A 19388-nucleotide genomic window follows, 5' to 3' on the forward strand; every position below is an offset into this window, starting at 1 on the left:
CGATCCGCTATCGAGGCTTCGTCCTCTTGCTGACCGGCTTGAAGAATTCTGCCGGTTCAACATCAAGGACGGCAGAAAATTTGCCAATGATTTCCAAACCTACGTAGGTAATGCCCCTTTCCACCTTGCTCACATGAGCGCGGTCGACAGCTGCCTCATGGGCCAGCTCTTCCTGGGAAATTCCCCGCTGGTGCCGAATGCGGCGCAAATTCGTCGCGAATAGCTGACGCAGATCCATTGCGCCAGCCAAGCGGTTTGTGGTTTATTGACCCACGGCTTTAAAACCGAATTCGTGGGGTGCGAGTGGATGGGAGGACCCTATGCGTAATGCTCTGACCCGCCCCGGTGTTGCGGCAATTGCGCCGGCCGATCCGGCCTTAACCCCCTATGACCACGCCCACCGTATGACTTATCTGAGGTTACTTGACGCTCACGCTGAAGGTACCGACTGGCGCGAGGTCGTACGAAATGTGTTGTCCATCGATCCTGATCGAGAGCCGGTACAGGCGCGCAAAACGTTTGACAGCCATCTAGCCCGAGCCAAGTGGATGACGGAACACGGCTACAGACACCTGTTGAAAGGTGCATTTAGATAACCGGTCGTAAATGGGCGGTACTGATGGCCATTGTTTTACCTTCGCAATGGTCTCAAACATCCCCACAGCGCCCCCGCCAAACGGATTGAGGGCTTCCGCTTTCGCCTTTGCCCACTCGACCCATGCCCTCAACGTGCGATCTGAGACCGTGACGTCACCCTCGGTCGCGAGCCGAGCCTCGACCTCTGCGAGAAATGTCAGCAATCTCTCCCTCTGTTCCCAATTGATGGCGTACTCGCGAAACTTGTTGCAGCGCTTCTCGTCGATTTCCCGCAATCGATGGGCTTCGCTTCCTCTTCACGGTAGCGCTTCTCCTGCTCTTCACGTTCACGCTTCATTTCTTCAAGGGTCGGCCCTGCCGCCATTATCGCGCCGACGATAGTTGGCATGAGTTGTCCAATCTTGATCTTTTGCGATTCGACCCACTCAGGCCGCCGACCTTGCAAGTAGGTCGTGATGCTGACCCGCAGAAAGCCTGAAGAATCCTGACCCGACTTGCAATACTCGGCGGACGCGGTCCATTTGCGTTGTTCCTGCCATTGCTTGAGGGACTGCACCATCTTTTCAACGACTGAGCACTCGACTTGATGCCCGTCGATCAAGAACGTTATCTTGCCTGACGCTGGTGATTTCTCGATTGTGCCACCAGCCTTCTCAACTGCATAAAATATCGCGCTGGTGGCTCTGAAACGATACAGATCGCGCTCTGACAGGTCAGGGATCGAGGGTGACGTCCAACCGATCTCCCGACGACGATTCCTGTTCTCCAGCTCGCGCTCTTTCTGGCGTTTCCTGTGACTGGCGATCCACGTCTGCACGCGTGGGTGAAGGTTCTCGTTGCGCTCAGGCACCGCGACATCACGAATGCGATTGGCCACCGTCGCGGCGGCTTGTTTAGCCGCAGGGGAAGGCGCCGGCTTTGGCGGCGTAGGGTGGATATCTGCCGCGCTTGGGATCCCGTCCCGCCGAGGTGGAAGCTTTAGTGTGACGACTGGCTTTCCGGCTTCCTTCTTGGCCCAGTGGCCGCGCGGAGGATAAGGCACGTCCAGCCTGTCGCAGACCTTGGCCAGACCGTTTCCGGTGATTCCGAATTCCTCGGCAAGCCGGATCATCAGCTTATCCCAGACCATCCGGTACAGCTCTTCGCGCGTGACGCGCCGCGCATGCGACACTTTCACCGAACGCGAAGGTGATCAGGATCATGATAGAGGCACTGCGCAAGCGATACGAAGAGCGATTTGGCGTCATTGAATGCCTCCATTCAGGCGTGTCAGCCAGCGCAAGCCACTCAGGCTAGGGAGGAATACGTGTTCACCTCCGCGGACTACCGTGAAATCGGGCAAGCCTTTAAGGTGCCGACGAGCTGGGCGCGCTGGAAACGCGTAGTCGTCCGCGTGGTCGCGACGGCCAACGATAGGATCGCCGCGCGCGCCTTCTCCGATAAAATTGCCGTCGTTGATCCACTGCGACTGTACAAATTCGAACTGGCGTTCTGGGTCAGCATTGATCATTGCGAGGACTATTCCACGGTCTTTGCCATCGTCCTCCGTCGCGTCCTCAGGCAGAAGCGGACCGTACGCTGATCCGCGGCGAAGAACTCTGTGCTGGCGAGTGTCGGTTATCGTGCCATCTAGCGCAGCCCGCGGATTGACGCGGCGGATGTGACTGCCGACTGGTGTTCTTCTTCCGTCGGGATCGTCTTGATAGTTGAATTCGTTGCGGCGCATGACGTCGCTCGCGAGCGAGGGATCGTCGGTGTCTGGAGATAGCGCGAGCGGGCAGCCGCTGCGCCACCGGCCCATCATCTTTGCCGCCAGGAACTCCTGGCCAGTCGAGCTATCTGCGTTGTCGCGTAGGAAGCGGCGGAACGCCGCAACGTTCTGCCTAATCTTTCGGATTGCGATGAAGGTTCCATTGCGCCAAAGCTCAGGTGGCCCACCTGCACTGGCAATCGTGCCGAGCTCGTTCTCATATCCAAGTACGAACTCGCCCGCTTTCGCAGGTTGACCTTGACCCGGTAGAGGAGCGCCGCCTTCGCCCTCGATGAACGGCCGACTGATCCCGTCAGCGAAGCCGAAATGTTCGCGAAAGGTTGGAGGGATACCGACATCCAAGCGAGAGATAAGCCGGAGTGTGGGGAGGCCGCGCATTGCCTCGTGGCCAATGGCAAGCTTCGCGTCGCGAGCGGCTTCCGTCTGCCCCATGAGGAAGAGGCCCATGTGAAAGCCATTACCGCCGTGAGGCCAATCCCAATTGGCCGGATCGCTATCTCCGACGTCGCCCAAAAATGTTTTGCGCGCTGCCATCCCCTGTTGAAAGGCGCGCGGGAATCCGGCCAGAATCTCGGCGTTCACGCCCAATCGTCGAAGACCTTCGGCTGTGTACACAACGTTGATCCAGGCCGCATCCGCCGGCGCCTCCCAATCGGCAGCCGATGTGATGTGGGGAAGAAGTCTCGTCAACGCCCGTCGAGCACAGTCCGCATCATCGATGCGGAAGACGAGATAAGAGCCGTAGTACGGCATTGGCCTATTTCGCAGGACGGTCCCTTGGATATCGGCCAGTTCGAGTTCTGCCCCCATCACGAGAACCTCAGTTCGCCGCGTCCAGAAGCTCGGACACGGCGCCGCCCAATCTCTTCAATCTTGTGACGTCTTTGACCGTGAGGTCGTGGTGACAGACGTAGAACATCTCTGCCGTCACGAGGCTGTCCGCAATCATCTTCTGGGTTTCGGGCTTAGAGGATCGGTCGTAGCCATCCCACACACCAATCATGAGGCCGTCGAACCAGGGGCCAGCCTCGCGAACGATATCACCAAGATAGGGTACGAAGTCCCCATCGTATGTGACCGTCACCAGAGCCTGCGTGTCATCGTTGATGATGATGACCCGGAGCTCGTGAACAGTGCCGATTCTTCCCTCCCAGTAGCGCGACTCTGCCTGAAATTGACCGATGCGTTCGCGCAGCAACTTCGCTCCGCCTGGTAAGAACTTTACGACGGCAGTGGCTTCGCCACGTTTGCCATAGCGAAGCCCGGGTCCATCTGGTTGATGGCGAACCTCAAAGTTATCGGTGGTCCGGTCGTTCTCAACGAAATTGGCCATTGGTTTGTCTCCAGTGAGGGTTAGGTGGACTTTGCAGCGTGGCGCCAACCGCCACTTCGCAGCGCGGCCGACAGTTCATAGACACCGCGTCGGATCTGAATGATCGGATCGTCAGTGGTCTCGAGGCCGTCCACGAGCGCCGTCGGATCGTGGTTCATGACGACATCGCCGAACTCCGCTTCGGTTGTCGGAGCGGAAACAATCAAGTGACCGATCGAGACGCGCTTTCGTCCATCAGGCCAGAGGACGGTCGCGTCATCAAGTATGTCGTCAGGCTCTGCGAGCTCGAGTTCGAGTTCAAAGGCAATCGGCCGTTCCTTGAGCCGCTCGTCGAGCTCCGTGAATAGGACTGACACGTCCTCATGTGCTAGCTGGGCGACCGGCTGGCCTTTTACGCCGGCCACGGGCGTCCAGTGGATGCGGGCCGGAGTCGTTACGTTGTCGGAATTGGTAAGAAGGAACGTGTGGACGGCGTGGAATTGCGTGTGCGCGAAGCTGATGGGCGCGGGCGACTCAGCTCGCATCTTTAGCACGGCCGCGCTGTTCGGATGTTGGGGGAGAATTGCCTTCAGGCCGTCCATGTTCGGAGGCTTACCCGGCTCGGTCGGAGCGGCGGCCTCAACGAGCGCGATGAATTGGTCAATCGATCGCGCGATGAACAGCTTCTGGCTGAGCATTACCAGGTTGGTGACGCGACCGTCCGGTAGATAGAAGCGTGTTGCCATTCCGACAGTCGAGCTGAAGTGCGCGAACGGATCTCCGCCTCCTTTCGAGAAGCGCACCGTCACCGGCACTTCTTCCCCCTGTAGATGTACGGCGCGCGTGAATTCCCGGGCGACTGAGTAGGCCTTGAAGCTTCCTCGGTACAGACGTCCGTCTGCGTGGAGCGTGCGGTAACCCGGATACCGACCGAGTACTGCGTGAATCTTTTCGACGATCTCTGCGGCTTTTCGATACTGGCTCTGCTGCGTCATTTGGGGCCTCTTCGTTGAGGGCCGATCCTAAGCAGGGCCTGTCTTTGGCCGCAGTAAGGGCAGGCGAGCTAACCGTAAGGAAACGCGCCGTCACCTCCATCAATACGCCCCAAACCGTAGTACGTCGCATGACGCCTTGAGGTGTAGAGCTAGGACGGAGACAGTTCGATGACGAACATGACGAGCGATCTGAAAGGCAAGGTAGCGGTCATCACCGGTGCGGGTGGTGGGATCGGATTGGCTCTCGCGCTAGAGGCGGCTCGACGCGGAATGAAAGTCGCTCTTGCGGATGTCGGGGAAGAGGCACTGGTTTCAGCCAGGGATCAGGTGGAAGCAATCGGGGTGAGCGCGACTGCGTTGAAGACCGATGTTCGAAACATGGCGGACATCGAGGCGCTCAGACTTCAGGCGACCGATCGACTAGGGCAGCCATGGCTCGTTTGCAACAATGCCGGCGTAGCAAAGATTGCACTGACGTGGGAGACGTCAGAGGCAGATTGGCGAAGGTTGATAGACATCAACGTGTGGGGCGTCATCAACGGCATCAGATCTTTTCTGCCCGGCTTGCGCGCGCGGAAGTCAGGATACATCCTCAATACCGCGTCCGTTGGCGGACTTCTGAGCATGCCGGCAAATGCCGCGTACGTTGCCAGCAAGCATGCTGTCGTCGGCCTTTCGGAGACGTTATACAGGGAGCTAAAGGCAGACAATTCCGGGGTCGGGGTCTCTGTACTGTGCCCCGCGTTGGTCAAGACAGCGATTGCCGGCACGCGAGAGGTCGACGGTAAGAAGGTCTCCGCGATCGACTCGCCACATGCCATGGAGCCGGCAGATGTCGCACGGATCACGTTCGATGCCATCGAGACAGGGCAGTTCTGGATTCTGACGCATGCCAGCCATATAGCGCCCCAGATGGCCGCGCGCCTGGCGCAGATGATCGGGCAGAATAATCCGAACCGTGACAGCGTCGATCCGTCGATAGCCCAGACGGCGACAGCGGCCACCGGGGTTGATTTTATTCACGCTCCGTAGCGCGTCAAACGCTTAGGTGTATCGAGATCTCAAATTGGGCGGATCGAGTCATGCGTGCCGCCCTTTGTAGCCGTAGCGCTGCAACTCCTTGCGGCCGGCGATGTCGAACTGGACCAGTGGATTGAGCCCGCCTGTTCGAGCCATCTGCCGAAGTTCTCTGAGATTGCGATTAGGCTGCAGGTACGTGTCGACTATGGAGTCCATCGTCCTTTCCGCTGCCTCGATGACGTTTTCTGAGCAGATAAGCCTCATCCGTCCGATCAAGGAATAGAGTTTGACCAGATCCGCAATTTCGTCCTTACCGTGGCTGAGCGCGTCGCTGTATAGCCGTGACGCTTCTGTGACGAACTCGCTGAATAGCTTTTCCCGTTTAGCGGTTTCGGTCAGCAGGCGCTTCTCCCGCATGATCGTAATCTGTGTCAGCCAAGTCGTCGCAAACGACGTAATACCGCCAACGGCCACGCCAGCGAGCCCAACCAGCGCGGAAAAATAAGGAGAAGCTTCCATCGAAACACCGGAACGCGGGAGGTGTACGACTCTTACAGGGGAGAAGGAGCATCCGTCTAAGGCGAAGACGTTAGCTGGAGGATTCACTTATGCTTACGTACAGGTAATATAACACTAAAAGGTCCGAAGCGGGACTTTTGGATTTTTTTGAAACGTTTTCATTGGAGGTCCGTCCAAGTCTTTTTAGCCTCTGTGTCTGGCGTGCAGCGGGGCACGAAGGACCGGAGGCCTCATGAACCAATTGGCAATCTCAGATGCAGCGATCATTCGCCAAGAACTGCGTTGCCTTGAGGCGAGCTCCATTTTCTCGAGAAGCGGTAACCTCTTCTCACTCTTGAGGTTCGTGGTTGAGGAGTCGTTGGCGGGACGCGGAGAGACCCTCAAGGAACTTGTCATTGGGGATGCTCTCTATGGGAAGCAACAACCATACGACCCGCGGATAGACTCGACGGTCCGGGTTGAAGCGCGGCGCCTTCGGCGAAAGCTGGACGAATACTACCGAGCCGACGGAGCCAGCCGCCCGATCCGTATTGAATTGCCGACGGGCGGTTACAGACCTCTATTTCGCGACACACCTGTCAGGTCGGCAGATGGCGTGCCGAACAAGCTCAGAGCGCGCACCTCGACAGCGTCCGTTGATCTCGCAATCTTGCCGTTTCGGGCACTTTCAGCTGAGTCCGAAGACCACCGCTTCGCCGACGGCCTTACTGACGATGTGATCTATGCGTGCGGAGCTTTGCCAGGGCTGAGAGTGGCTCCCCGGCTCGTCGTCTTCCAATATAAAAACAGAAGCTACTCGGTGGCCGAAGTCGCCAGTGAACTGGGCGCCGCACTGGTCCTTCACGGAACTATCCGCGCCGAACCAAGCCGGAGCAGAGTGACGATTGAGATCTCCGATCCGCAAGGTTTCGTTGCTTGGTCGGATCGGGTAGAGTTCTTGAGCTGGGATAGCATCGGGGAACAGGAGAAACTGGCGGGTGCCATCGCACGTCGAATCCCAGTTGGTATTGCACAAAGCGTATCTTGCTGCAGCAATTCGCAATGCTCGGCGGTCGCCTGATCTCACGTCGAAATTCCGAATCAGCCGTGAGAACTTGGAGCGCACCTCTTGAGCAAGGGGGAAACGACGATCACTGGGCCAGTCGATATCCTCAAGTTCGGCCCATTTTGGCTCATCCCGAACCAGGGCGTACTACTCAAGGAAGGCCGACCTGTTCGACTGGGTAGCCGGGCATTCGACATTCTAGTCTTGCTTGCGAGAAATGCCGGCCGCGTTCTCTCCAAGCAGGAGCTCATGGACAACGTATGGCCAGGCACAGCCGTCGTTGAGGCAAATCTTTCCGTACATATGGCAGGGCTCCGCCGTGCGCTCGATACAGGGCAAGCCGGTCCGCACATTCTGACGGTCTCCGGACGAGGATATCGCTTCGTCTCGAAGGTCGAGGTCATCACGAGTGCTGAAAAATATCCCGTCACCGAGACCACAGGAAACATACCATTCATGTTAACGCGCCTGATCGGTCGGGATCAGGTGTTCGCCGAAATTTCGAAACGTGTGGCGCCCCACAGATTGCTTACCATCGTTGGGTCAGGAGGTGTCGGTAAGACCGCTCTGGCGCTCAACATCGCTGAAAATCAACTGCCGCATTGGCGACATGGTGCGTGGCTGATCGATTTCTCGCCCTTCTCCGATCCTGACCTGGTTTGCGCGGCGCTTGCGACGGTCCTCGGGTTGGAAATAAGGTCGCAAAACCCGACTCCGGCCCTCGTCACCGCTCTCCATGACAAGGAGATGCTTCTTGTCTTCGATAACTGCGAGCATTTGATCGAACCTATTGCAGCGCTGGCTTATGCAATTCTTCAAAGCGTGAGTACGGTGGGGATTATCGCGACCAGCCGCGAACCACTGATGATACCTGGAGAGCTGGTTCATAGACTTGAGCCGCTTGAAGTCCCTTCTGATGTCAGTCCGGTGGGCGCTGTTGAGGCACTCGCCTATTCATCCGTAGCGCTACTTCGCGAACGAGCGCTCGCTGTCATCCCGGAATTTGAGATTCGGGATGAGGATGCGCTAGCTGCGTCGCTCATTTGTAGAAAGCTCGCCGGCGTGCCGCTCGCGATCGAGTTCGCGTCCGCACTCATTCCATCCTTCGGCATCAGCGAGCTGGCTTCGCGCTTGGACGATCGTATGAGACTACTCCGCGGAGAACGGCGAGCGGCCGCGCCTAGGCACAGGACATTGATGGCTGCACTGGATTGGAGCTATCGACTTCTAACTCCTGCCGAACAGCTCGTTCTGCGCCGATTGGGTATCTTCTCCGGTGGATTTACCACCGATGCGGCCGATGCCGTCCTGTCGGATCCCGACCGCCAGCTGGACGTGCCGGGCATTCTAACGAGTCTTGTCTTAAAGTCGCTGATTGCGGCCGATCTTCGCGATAATCACTCCCGCTTTCGTCTCCTGGAGACGACGCGAGCGTTTGCGCTAGAGCGGATGGAAGAAGAGTTTGAGCGTTTAGATGTCGAGCGCAGGCACGCTGAGTACTTTGCGCGGCTTTTGCACGGAAAGCAGGGACTGCCGTCGGCGCGCACAGATTACACTTCGTTTACTCCCGATCTCGACAACATACGTGCAGCATTGCAGTGGGCCATGTCGGATCGCGGCAATCACCATCTTGCCGTCTCGATCGCGGCGGGCTCTCTGCCGATATGGTTTGGCCTGTCCCTCTTCGCTGAATGCGGCTCGAAAATGAGGGCTCTCTTCGAGATGCTCCCGGCGGAACTCCGGGATACCCCGGAGGGGCAGTCGGTTCATATTGCCACCATCGCTACGGATATCTTTTCGCGAGGGACGCCAGCGGATAGTTACGACGAATGGACGAAAAAGGCGGCCGCCGCGGAGGCGCGGAATGACATTCGCGGACGCGTACGGCTGCTGATCGCAAGATGGACGTATAATGTTCGTGTGCCTGATTATTTGGCAGCGGATGAACAGTCGCTCGCCTTCGAGGCCATGGCGCTATCCTCGGAAAGCCTTGCCCATGAGCTTCCGCCTGCAGATGATCCCTATTACGCGCTGGTCGCTCCTGAAAGCTTACGTGCGACCACGCAATGGATGCGCGGGACGACCTTGCATCACATGGGCAGGTTAGATGAGACTATGGCGCCATTCCTCGCGTTTCTTCGGGAAGAAACCCCGGAGTTTCGTACCTGGTGGATGGCGGCAACGGGTTTCGATCGACGGTCGGACACGCTTGGACTGATCGGCCTGACGAAATGTGAGCGAGGTGACCTCTCGGACGGAATGGCCGACGCGGAGAGTGGAATTGTGGTGGCACGCGAGACAAAGAAAGCTCTGGCTCTCTGCCAAGCCTTACAGTGGTCGATCGCTTGCCGGTTCATTTCGGCAGCGGACGTGACGAACATGAGTGTCGATATCGATGAGATGACGACTACAGCCGAACATCATTCGCTCACCAGCCATCTGGGCATGGCGCAATGCTTCGCCGGCTGTCAACTCGCCCTTCAGGGACGATATGCGATCGCAGCACAGCAATTTCAACACGGGCTCGAGAACCTTGATCGCGCCAGATATGGCGTGTTCAAGCCAATCTTCGTCGGCGTACTAGCTAGTGTCTTCGCGGCCGCGGGCCAAGTCCGAGACGGCCTGCGACTAATCGAGCAATTCGAATTGAAAGGCGATAGTCCGATCGGATTTGGATATGCCGAGTATCTTCGCCGAAAAGCTCAATTGTTAATGCTAGTCGGGCGCGAATCTGATGCCGAGGATGTACTCAGAAGGGCCGTCGATATCGCCAAGGACCAGGGAGCGGTACTCAACCACGTTAGGGTGGTTACCGATCTGTATGCATTGTGTCATGAGGCAGGTCGCCGCACTGAAGCCATCTCGGGCCTACGTGGAGCCGTTGAGGCAATTCCAACGACACTTCAGGGACGCCATCGCGAGCGCGCAGAGAAGCTTCTCGCTGCCTGGCAGTAACGATGGGTGTGATAAAGTTCATGCGGGCATAACGGATGGCGCCTGAGCCACTGGGAGAGTTGCGGTTCGGTCGGTTTCGGCTTCTTGCCGATCAAGGCATGCTGCTTGAGGGTGACCGTCCGGTTCGTCTCGGAAGCCGAGCATTCGACGTGTTGAACTTGCTGGTTAGTAACCCTGGTCGGGTGCTGACGAAACAGGAGATCATGGACGCCGTCTGGCCGGACACAGTTGTAGTCGAAGCCAATCTATCGGTTCACATGGCTGCCCTTCGCCGGGCTTTGGGGAACGTCGACAATAGCGGTCAATACATCATCACGGTACCGGGCCGCGGCTATCGCTTCGCCTCCAGGGTGGACGTGGTCGCCCGCACCGAAGGATTCTCCGCGGCGAAGCCGATCGGCAATCTTCCGCTTCTGCTCACCCATCTGATCGGACGCGACGCTAATCTGGCGGATATTGGCCAGCGACTGAGGCCTCACAGACTCCTGACCATTGTGGGCTCCGGCGGCGTCGGAAAGACCGCCCTGGCTTTGAATGCTGCTGAGGCACAACTGCCGAAATGGAAAGGCGGCGTCTGGCTCGTCGACTTTGCGACGTTCTCCGATCCGGAGCTTGTTCCCACGGCGCTTGCTACGGTTCTTGGGCTCGAAGTACGATCGACAAGGCCAATACCTTCTATAACAAGCGCGATCGCCAACAGAGAGTTGCTTCTAGTCTTCGACAATTGCGAGCATTTGCTCGAGCATGTAGCGGCTCTGGCCCATGCGATCCTGCAATCCACGAGGTCAGTCGGAATACTTGCGACCAGCCGCGAGCCGCTGACAGTTCCGGGTGAACAAATTCAGAGACTGGAACCTCTCGACGTTCCGCCGGAGTCTATGCCTATCGGAGCGGAAGAAGCTCTCGCTTACCCATCGATCCAGCTTCTTTCGGAACGTGTTTGTGCGCTCAACGTTGACTTTGTCTTGCGCGACGAGGAGGCATTGGCAGCGTCCTTGATTTGCCGCAAGCTTGGAGGAGTGCCGCTTGCGATCGAGTTCGCATCAGCGCTCATTCCATCATTTGGTGTCGTTGGCCTAGCCTCTCGTCTTGACGATCGGTTGAGGTTGCTCCGTACGGAAAGAAGAGCGACGTTGTCTAGGCATCGTACCTTGGCTGCTGCTCTCGATTGGAGCTATCAACTGCTGGACGAGACGGAAAAGCTTGTTCTGCGGCGGCTTTCGGTGTTTTCGGGCGGATTTACCATCGAATCCGCGGCTGCCGTGGTGCCGGACCCGGACCAACAGATCGACCTGGCGGCAACGGTTGCAACTCTTGTCCTCAAGTCACTGATCGCACCGGATCTTCGTGATAGCCAACCGCGGTTTCGCCTGCTGGAAACGACGCGCGCGTTTGCCCTGTCGCTCCTGACAGAATCGTTCGAGCAACAAGAAGTGGGTCAGCGACATGCTGTCCACATTTCGAAGATGTTGAAGGGTAAAGAGGGGCCTTCACCCCATCTCAACGCTACTGCGTTCCTACCGGAACTCGACAATATCAGGTCAGCGCTGAACTGGTCACTGTCGGAGAGCGGAGATCTGGCTCTGGCCGCGTCCATAGCGGCCGAATCATTGCCAGTGTGGTTTGGCTTGTCTCTCCTGACCGAGTGCGGCGCCAGAATGCAAGTCGCGTTCTCGAAATTGACGCAAGGTCTTCGGGAATCGTCTGAGGGGCAAGCGATACATGGAGCGATCACGTCCACAGAGATCTTTACGAGTGGAACCGCGGACGCGAGCTATCGCGATTGGATGCGTAAGGGCGACGCGGCGGAAGCAAGCAAGGATGGTCGCGCCCGGGTCAGGCTCCTGGTGGCGACATGGACGTTCAATATCCGACTTCCCGACTATCCGGCAGCCGACGAACAGTCGCGGATGTTTGAAGAGATCGCGCTGAGCTCGAACAGCGCCAATCTCAAAGCTTCGATCGGTTGGATGCGCGGTACGACGCTGCATCATATGGGACGTCTAGGTGCGGCGAGAGCTCATTTCGAGCAATTCATCCGCGACGAAACTGCCGAATTCCGCGCCTACTTCATGTCCACAACGGGCTTCGACCGCCGTTCCGACGCATTCGGCCTTCTGGGCCTCACCAAATGCATGCAAGGCCACGTGGAGGAGGGGCTAAGGGACGTAGAGACCGGCGTCAGCGAAGCGCGTTCGACTCAAAAGGCGCTGCCGCTGTGCGAAGCGTTGCAGTGGTCGATCGCCGCAAGGCTCATATCTGCCGCGTCGATCAGGACGATCAGCTGTGAGACGGAAGAACTCTATTCGACCGCGGAGCAGCACTCCCTATCAAGTCATCTGGGGATGGCGCTTTGTTACAAAGGTTGCGCGCATTCGCTGCAGCAGAAGCACGCCTCAGCAGCGAAGTTTCTTGAGGCTGGACTCGATAGATTGAAGAAGGCGCGATACGGTCCTTTCGATCCGCTCTTCGTTGCCGTTCTCGGGTCGGTGCGCGCCGCTATCGGGCAGGTCAGGGAAGGCCTTCGCGCGATGGAGAGCTTCGAAAGCGACCAACAGTATCTGATGGGCTTCGGTCGTTCCGACTTTCTCCGCAGAAAGGCGCGTCTCAAGATGCTTATCGGAGCGTTCGCGGAAGCAGAGGGACTGCTACGCGAAGCAGAGAGCGTAGCAGCCGATCAAGGAGTCGCGGTCTGGGTATTGCGGGCCGCAACGGATCTAGCCGAATTTCTTCACGGACGAGGGCGGATCGACGAAGCGTCCGATAATTTACGCAAAGCTATCGCGACCGCCCCGACGGGACTGCAAGGGCCGCACCGTCGGCGTGCTCAAGATCTACTTGCGCTTTGGAACTGACGCCCGCTCTCGTATTCATGGCGCTGCTCTGAACCCATCATTTAATCGAGCGATCTCCCGACATAGCTAGTTCCACCGCCGCCGTGGACTAGAACCGAGTTGGCCACCCGGGGGGCAGGTTCTGCGGTGGGCTTCTTAACCGGCTTGTCCTGCTGCTTTGACCAGGAACGATAGTATGCGACGGCGGTCATTGCCGCGATGCCCACGATGCTGACGAAAATTTGCATCGGAATAGTACCCGAGACCTCCGCCAGGACGAAGTGAGCGGCGAACGAAAGAAAGATGCCGGCACAGAACACTTCGAGAGATTGTTGACCACACTTGATCGCTGGACGGAATCCCTTCCATTCCAAACCAGGCCAGTCGCGAGGCAGAAGCCTCACTACGAGGAAAGCAAACACGATGAAGTGGACGAGACGGTATGGCGCCAGATTCGTTTTGTCGTTCGGAACGAACTGGTCGTAGACAATATCCGGAACGAAACTCCTGACGACGGAAAAAGTCTCGCTGAACGTGATAATCGCTGCGAATAGCAAGTATGCGACCCCGAGTGTCAAAGCTGTTCGCGACCGGATGAACGTCATGGACGTTCCAGATCCACCGAGTGCAAACCAAGCGCCAAATACGAACAGCACCTGCCAGGCAAACGGGTTGAAGTACCACCTGCCGTGCGGATAGGCAGGCAAATTCCAGCCGAAATGGCGGGACACGAGATATAGTGCGACGGAGCCAAGCATAGTTAGATTGGGAGCGCGCAACATCGCCCAAAGGACGGGTGGAAAGAGCCCAATCAGAACAATGTAGAGCGGCAGTACGTCCATGTTCACTGGCTTGAACGCCAACATCAATCCATAGAACAGCGTCTGTGCAGGCTGTTGGAGGAAGATGTGGACGTTGAACTGGTCGAGAAACGCCTCGCCGCCATATTTTGGAGCGAGGTATCCGATCTCCGTCAGATAGATGACGAACAGCATTACGTGCGCGACGTAGATCTGCCAAGCTCGCCGCAATAAACGCGTGGAGCCAACGACAAACCCGCGATCAATCATACTCTTTGCGAATACGAATGCGACCGTATAGCCGGAAATGAAGATGAAGAGGTCGGCAGCGTCGCTGAAGCCGTAGTTGCGCGTAGTAACCCAATTTAGGACGTTGTTGGGGATGTGATCTAGAAAGATCGCCCAGTTCGCGATGCCCCGAAAAAGGTCGAGCCTCAGGTCGCGGCCCTGCGGTGGCAGAACGGCTTTAAACGACGCTGTCATCGGAAGTCCTCCCCTGGATACCGACGACTTCAGCCATGGTATCGCCCGGAGAGGAAGAAAGCTGGCGTTAGCTGGACGAGCACGCGGCGCTAACGGTTAGCGCAGAGAGCATCACCCCGGCTTACGACCGCCAGGGGTTTCAGACGACTAAGATCTCGCCGACAAAACGCCCCTGCAGGGAGCGCGACATAGGCGGGTTCGATCGTGACGCGACCAAATCATTCCGGGCTGCATCGGATACTAATTGTCGGAGGTGGGGCAGGCGGTTTGGAGCTGGCGTGTCGCCTAGGCCGGACGCTCGGCGGCCGCATGGCCGAGGTCACGCTGGTCGATCGCAACGCCTCGCATCTCTGGAAACCACGATTGCACGAGGTTGGTGCGGGCCTCGCTGGCGCGGCCGATGACGAAACCAGCTACCTCACGCTGGGACATCGGCATGGCTTCGAGTTCTGTCTGGGCGAGTTGGTCGGCTGGTCGAGGAACGAACGATCGATCGTCGTCGATAGCGTCACGAGCGCGCTGAGCGAGGATGAATTACTAGAACGGCGTATCGTTCCGTACGATACGTTAGTCTTCGCCCTCGGCAGTCGGGTGAACGACTTCGGTATCTCGGGCGTCAGAGAGCACTGTCACATGCTCGACAGCACCGAGCAGGCTCTGCGCCTCCAACGCTGCTTTCTCGAGGCGGCCGTCAAGGCCAGTGCAGGAAAACTTGCGCGCGTGCGGATTGGAATTGTCGGCGCGGGCGCGACGGGCGTCGAACTCGCGGCCGAGTTTCACCATGCCGGCCACACCATGGAACTATACGGAGGTCTGGGGGCAGCGGGAAAGTTGGACATAACGCTAATCGATCGATCTACGCGAGTCCTTCCGGCCGTTGATCCTCGCACTTCCGCGAGTGCGCAGAAGGCGTTGCAACAGCGCGGTATCAAGGTCTTGCTCGGACAGCAGGTGAGCCAAGTGTCCAAGGACGGCCTGCTGTTGGCGAGCGGCGACAAGCTCCCATGCGACATTATGGTGTGGTCATCGGGCATCGTTGGGCATCCCGTCATGACGAGCATTGGTCTACCGACGACGAAGGGCAATCGCGTCGATGTCGACGATTGCCTGGCGTGTGCCGGCGTACCCGATGTCTATGCGATTGGCGATTGTGCCGCCGCACCGAGTGCTGACGGTAAGGGTGTCCTACCACCTACGGCACAGGTCGCTCACCAACAGGCCGAATACCTCGCCCGTGCGCTTAAACATCGGATCCAGGGAGCTGCCAGCCCGCCATTCGTGTATCGGCCGAGAGGGACGCTAGTGTCGCTCGGCGCGAGAGAGGCTGCGGCGGAGTTTGAAGCGCCAATCCGGCAAAATCGCGTTCTTCCTGCGCACGGTGCCTTTGCCAAATTGCTCTACGCAATGCTCCATCATGCACATCGAGTGACCCTGCACGGGGCGGGACGCGCCACGGCATTGTTCTTTTCGGATCGATTGAGGCGTGCGGCATTTTCTGCCGTCAAGCTTCACTGAACGGTCTCATACGGTCCCATATCGCGAGCTTACAAATGAAGAAATACGCCCGCCTGGTCATTCTGATTGCGGTGTTTGCGGCTCTAGGCGCAGCGATGTGGGTTGCCACGCGTCCGCCCCCGTTGGTGATTCAGGGAGAGGTAACAGCAGACCGCGTCGATATCAGTCCCAGAGTATCGGGTCGAATAGTGAAGCTTAATGCCAATGTCGGTGACAATGTCACGACTGGGGAAGTCATAGCAGAGTTGGAAAGTCCGCAATTGGGGGCGGCACTTCTTGCTGCGAGGGCGACACTCGCGGTGGCGCGCGCCGACCTTGATAGGATTAATAGTACCCGACCGGAGAACATCGCAGCGAGGAAGGCGGACGTTGCTGCCGCGCAGGCCGACATCACTCTGAACCAAGAGACTTATAATCGGCAAGCTGAGCTGGTGAAGACCGGTAGCACGCCTCAATCGCGTGTCGATGAGGCGACCCGAAATCTCGAAGCCGCAGTCCGGAAGAAGGAAGCTGCGGAGGCGGCATTCCAACTTGCGGTCACAGGAGCAAGCAAGGAAGAGCGGGCATTGGCGGCCGCCCAAGTCAAGCAATCGGAGGCGTCTCTAAATCAGCGCGAAGTCGACGTCGGTGAACTCACGATCCGGGCGCCGGGTCCTGGGCAGGTCACTACCAGAGTCGCCGCCTTAGGCGAAAACTTCAGCGCCGGCGCGCCTCTCTTCTCCATGATCGACATGGGCAATATCTGGTTCACGTTCAACGTTCGGGAGGATTTGCTGAAGGGTCTCAAGATCGGTGACACCTTCGATACGGTGATCCCGGCTCTCGGATCGCGGCACGCGACGGTTCGCGTCACCATGATCAATGTGCAGGGGCAATACGCAACCTGGCGAGCAACGCGCGCAACGGGTGACTTCGATCTGCGTACCTTCGAGGTGAGGGTCGTTCCGACAGAGGATTTAGTCGGACTGCGGCCAGGGATGAGCGTTATCGCGGCTTGGGCCGCCGGGGCGCGCTAAATGGTCGCGCGCGTTGGTCTACGGTTCGGCTTCTGGTTGGTTTTTGTTCGCGAGATCAATTGGCTTCGCCGTCGTCGCTTTCTATTGGCCTTGACGACGATTGTGCCGCTGATGTTAGCCGCGCTAATGGTGTCGATCTTCAGTGCTGGATTGGCTACGCGATTGCCAATCGCGGTACTTGATCTCGATACCTCAAATCTCTCCCGATCTATTATTCGGCTGGTCGATGCTACGGGCGACACGGCCGTCAGCGTTAGAGTCTCCGATCTTTCCGAAGGAAGGCAACGTATTCTCTCTGGGGACGTCCATGGTCTCCTGATGTTGCCGAAGAATCTTGAACGAGACGTGTTCGCAGGCCGTCGACCCGAGGTGGTGTTCTTCTACAATACCCAAACCATGACGACGGGTAATCTTACCCTCCGCGGTGTCAATGCCGCGCTTCCGGCCGCGTCGGCAAGCATCAGGTTGTCATTGAGGACGGCGAAGGGTGAGCCATTTGAATATGCGCAGGCCGATTTGGCGCCGATTCCGGTTCAGACGCATTCGCTGTTCAACCCGACGCTCAATTATGTTCACTTTCTGCTCGCCGCATTGCTGCCCGCGATCTTGCAGATCGTGATTGTGACTACTTCGGCCTACTCCATTGGTCTCGATATTGAGACCCCGTATCGGCTGCGCACACTGCGGACGATCGGAAGAGGCCTGTGGCCGGCTTTGTTCGGCAAGATCTTGCCTTACACGCTCTTGTTCATGATCGTCCTAGGGGGGCCTGACACGATCCTGTTTCAATATTTCGGTCTACCTTTGCGGGGGCATCCTGGGCTTCTGGTTCTGTCCGCACTGCTGTTCATCCTATCGTGCCAATTCTTGGGGATTCTACTGGCTCTGGTACTGAAGCCGACTGCCAGCGCAATCAGCATCGCCACGCTGCTGACTGCACCCGCCTTCGGATTCATGGGCATCGGCTTTCCTCGTCTGGGGATGAACCTGTTCGCGCACTATTGGGGCGCTGCGTTACCTGGGACCTGGTATCTTATGGCGCGTATCGATCAGACGATACGCGGCACACCGGTCGATCTCTCTTGGCAGCCGATCGGAGCCTTGTTCTGCTTCACGGCGGTTCTGGCCAGCTTGGTCGCCCTGAAGCTTGAAATGATCGGAAGAGGTTCAGAAAGGCAAAGACGGCGCATGCTTGTCAATGCGACGGGAGAAGCGCGATGATCTCCGTCTTCCTATCCGAGCTTCGTCGGGTGACCTCTCAGAAGGCTGCATTTTCGGTGCTCATATTGAGCATGATCCTTTACGCGCTGTTCTACCCCCAACCCTACCTCAACGAAGCCTTGCGCAACGTGCCCATTGCGGTGGTCGACAAGGACGGAACGGCAACGAGCCGGCTCTTCGCGCAGTTGATCGATGCCACCCCGGATATCGAGGTAGCAAACGTATTGCCCGACCTGGTGAGCGCAGAACGCGAGGTGTACCTAAGGCACACTTTCGGTGTTCTGGTGATCCCGCAGCACTTCGAGCGTGATCTGCTACACGGGCGTCCTTCGCCGGTCGCACTTTATTCAGACGCCAGCTATTTTCTGCTCAATCAACGGATGACGATCGGTGTATCCGCCGTTGCCAAGACCATGGGCGCGGAAATCGAGACGGCGCGGCTTGTAAATATCGGCATCGATCCCGTCCTGGCTTCGGCCGCGGCCGATCCGATGCCGCTGACTGCCCAGCCGCTGTTCAATCCGCAGGGAGGTTACGCGACATACATTCTACCAGCAGCGTTCGTTTTGCTTCTTCAACAGACACTGCTGATCGGTGTCGGGCTGTTGGGTACACTTCCGGGTGCGGTCAAGGGCGCAAGCGCGGTCTCGACGGTGGGAGGTAAACTACTCGCGTACTCTGCTCTTGAGGTGATTCTGCTGCCAGCTTACCTGATCGTCTTGCCATATCTTTACGGCCTGCCGAGGTTAGGATCTGTGCCACTAATACTGCTGCTCGGCATCCCGTTTGTCTTGTCTGTGGGCGCGTTAGGTTTGGTAATCGCAGCACTGTTCCGCAAACCCCTTACCGTCCAATTGGCTATGGCCGCGGTCGGAATGCCGTTTATGTTTCTATCGGGCTTTTCCTGGCCATCTGAAGCTATTCCGCCCGTTGTAAACGTGGTGGCCCGGTTGCTCCCCAGCACATCCGCTATCGATGGGTTTGTACGAATCAGCCAACTCGGGGCGTCGCTCTACGAGGTTCGCGCAGACTTGCTCGTGCTCAGCACGCTAGCGGTCGTCTATACGTCAACGGCAGTGTACCTAGAAAGCCGGATGAGTGCCCGATCGCCATCAGCGGCGCGAAGCGCTGCTGCAGATTTCGCCTAGGCAGTCATTTGAGAAGTTACGGCCGCGTTAGCGCTTCGACGGCCTCCTAATCTTACTGTGTCATAAGTGGATCGGCGGGTCGCGCCCTTTGATGAGCCGGATGCAGCAAGGACACCTTTGCATGCGGCCGAGGAGCGCGACGCTCAAGCGGCGTCGC

16 protein-coding genes are annotated in these 19388 nt (G+C 58.0%); 9 read left to right on the top strand and 7 right to left on the bottom strand.

Going from position 1 to position 19388, the window contains the following annotated elements:
- Positions 1-7: 7 nt before the first annotated feature.
- Complete coding sequence (locus tag ACZBJS_RS28485; RefSeq protein ID WP_253588833.1) at positions 8-238, bottom strand: helix-turn-helix domain-containing protein; 231 nt, start codon at positions 236-238, stop codon at positions 8-10.
- Positions 239-320: 82 nt separating this feature from the next.
- On the opposite strand from ACZBJS_RS28485, the gene ACZBJS_RS28490 reads away from it, so the two are divergent.
- A complete protein-coding gene (locus ACZBJS_RS28490; protein ID WP_316397154.1) occupies positions 321-596 on the top strand; it encodes a DNA -binding domain-containing protein in 276 nt (91 codons plus the stop codon).
- Between the two features lie 197 nt (positions 597-793).
- Here ACZBJS_RS28490 and ACZBJS_RS28495 read toward each other — a convergent pair whose 3' ends face one another.
- The 4 genes from ACZBJS_RS28495 to ACZBJS_RS28510 form a co-directional block, all read right to left on the bottom strand.
- Complete coding sequence (locus ACZBJS_RS28495) at positions 794-1708, bottom strand: hypothetical protein (protein WP_316397155.1); 915 nt, start codon at positions 1706-1708, stop codon at positions 794-796.
- Positions 1709-1840: 132 nt separating this feature from the next.
- Positions 1841-3178, bottom strand: a complete 1338-nt coding sequence (locus tag ACZBJS_RS28500) for a Dyp-type peroxidase (protein WP_463439594.1) — start codon at positions 3176-3178, stop codon at positions 1841-1843.
- 10 nt (positions 3179-3188) lie between these two features.
- Positions 3189-3701, bottom strand: coding sequence for a hypothetical protein (locus ACZBJS_RS28505; RefSeq protein WP_316397158.1), 513 nt, complete (start codon positions 3699-3701; stop codon positions 3189-3191).
- Positions 3702-3721: 20 nt separating this feature from the next.
- The gene (locus tag ACZBJS_RS28510) at positions 3722-4675 is read right to left on the bottom strand and encodes a catalase (RefSeq protein ID WP_463439595.1); all 954 of its coding nucleotides are present in this window, start codon (positions 4673-4675) and stop codon (positions 3722-3724) included.
- Between the two features lie 168 nt (positions 4676-4843).
- On the opposite strand from ACZBJS_RS28510, the gene ACZBJS_RS28515 reads away from it, so the two are divergent.
- Positions 4844-5707 (top strand): SDR family NAD(P)-dependent oxidoreductase, encoded by an 864-nt coding sequence (locus ACZBJS_RS28515; protein ID WP_316397160.1) that lies wholly within the window; start codon positions 4844-4846, stop codon positions 5705-5707.
- 48 nt (positions 5708-5755) lie between these two features.
- On the opposite strand, the gene ACZBJS_RS28520 is transcribed toward ACZBJS_RS28515, so the two are convergent.
- Complete coding sequence (locus ACZBJS_RS28520) at positions 5756-6214, bottom strand: hypothetical protein (protein ID WP_316397161.1); 459 nt, start codon at positions 6212-6214, stop codon at positions 5756-5758.
- A 232-nt stretch (positions 6215-6446) separates the two neighbouring features.
- Here ACZBJS_RS28520 and ACZBJS_RS28525 point away from each other — a divergent pair, with 232 nt between their 5' ends.
- The 3 genes from ACZBJS_RS28525 (at position 6447) to ACZBJS_RS28535 (ending at position 13069) form a co-directional block, all read left to right on the top strand.
- Complete coding sequence (locus tag ACZBJS_RS28525) at positions 6447-7274, top strand: hypothetical protein (protein WP_316397162.1); 828 nt, start codon at positions 6447-6449, stop codon at positions 7272-7274.
- A gap of 48 nt (positions 7275-7322) precedes the next feature.
- A complete protein-coding gene (locus ACZBJS_RS28530; protein WP_463439596.1) occupies positions 7323-10214 on the top strand; it encodes an ATP-binding protein in 2892 nt (963 codons plus the stop codon).
- Positions 10215-10312: 98 nt separating this feature from the next.
- Positions 10313-13069 (top strand): ATP-binding protein, encoded by a 2757-nt coding sequence (locus ACZBJS_RS28535; RefSeq protein WP_316397164.1) that lies wholly within the window; start codon positions 10313-10315, stop codon positions 13067-13069.
- Positions 13070-13110: 41 nt separating this feature from the next.
- Here ACZBJS_RS28535 and ACZBJS_RS28540 read toward each other — a convergent pair whose 3' ends face one another.
- Entirely contained in the window at positions 13111-14331 is a 1221-nt protein-coding gene (locus ACZBJS_RS28540; protein WP_316397165.1) for an OpgC domain-containing protein, read from the bottom strand.
- Positions 14332-14535: 204 nt separating this feature from the next.
- On the opposite strand from ACZBJS_RS28540, the gene ACZBJS_RS28545 reads away from it, so the two are divergent.
- The 4 genes from ACZBJS_RS28545 to ACZBJS_RS28560 are packed head-to-tail and all read left to right on the top strand — an operon-like array spanning position 14536 to position 19231.
- Positions 14536-15846, top strand: a complete 1311-nt coding sequence (locus ACZBJS_RS28545) for an NAD(P)/FAD-dependent oxidoreductase (protein WP_316397166.1) — start codon at positions 14536-14538, stop codon at positions 15844-15846.
- Between the two features lie 35 nt (positions 15847-15881).
- Positions 15882-16862: an HlyD family secretion protein gene (locus tag ACZBJS_RS28550; RefSeq protein WP_316397167.1), complete on the top strand. Its 981-nt coding sequence runs from the start codon at positions 15882-15884 to the stop codon at positions 16860-16862.
- Entirely contained in the window at positions 16863-18083 is a 1221-nt protein-coding gene (locus ACZBJS_RS28555; protein ID WP_316397168.1) for an ABC transporter permease, read from the top strand.
- The gene (locus tag ACZBJS_RS28560; RefSeq protein ID WP_316397169.1) at positions 18080-19231 is read left to right on the top strand and encodes an ABC transporter permease; all 1152 of its coding nucleotides are present in this window, start codon (positions 18080-18082) and stop codon (positions 19229-19231) included. Before ACZBJS_RS28555 ends, ACZBJS_RS28560 begins: the two co-directional genes overlap by 4 nt.
- The last annotated feature ends 157 nt before the right edge of the window (positions 19232-19388 follow it).

The sequence above is a fragment of the Bradyrhizobium sp. KZN70725 genome (assembly GCF_055264925.1).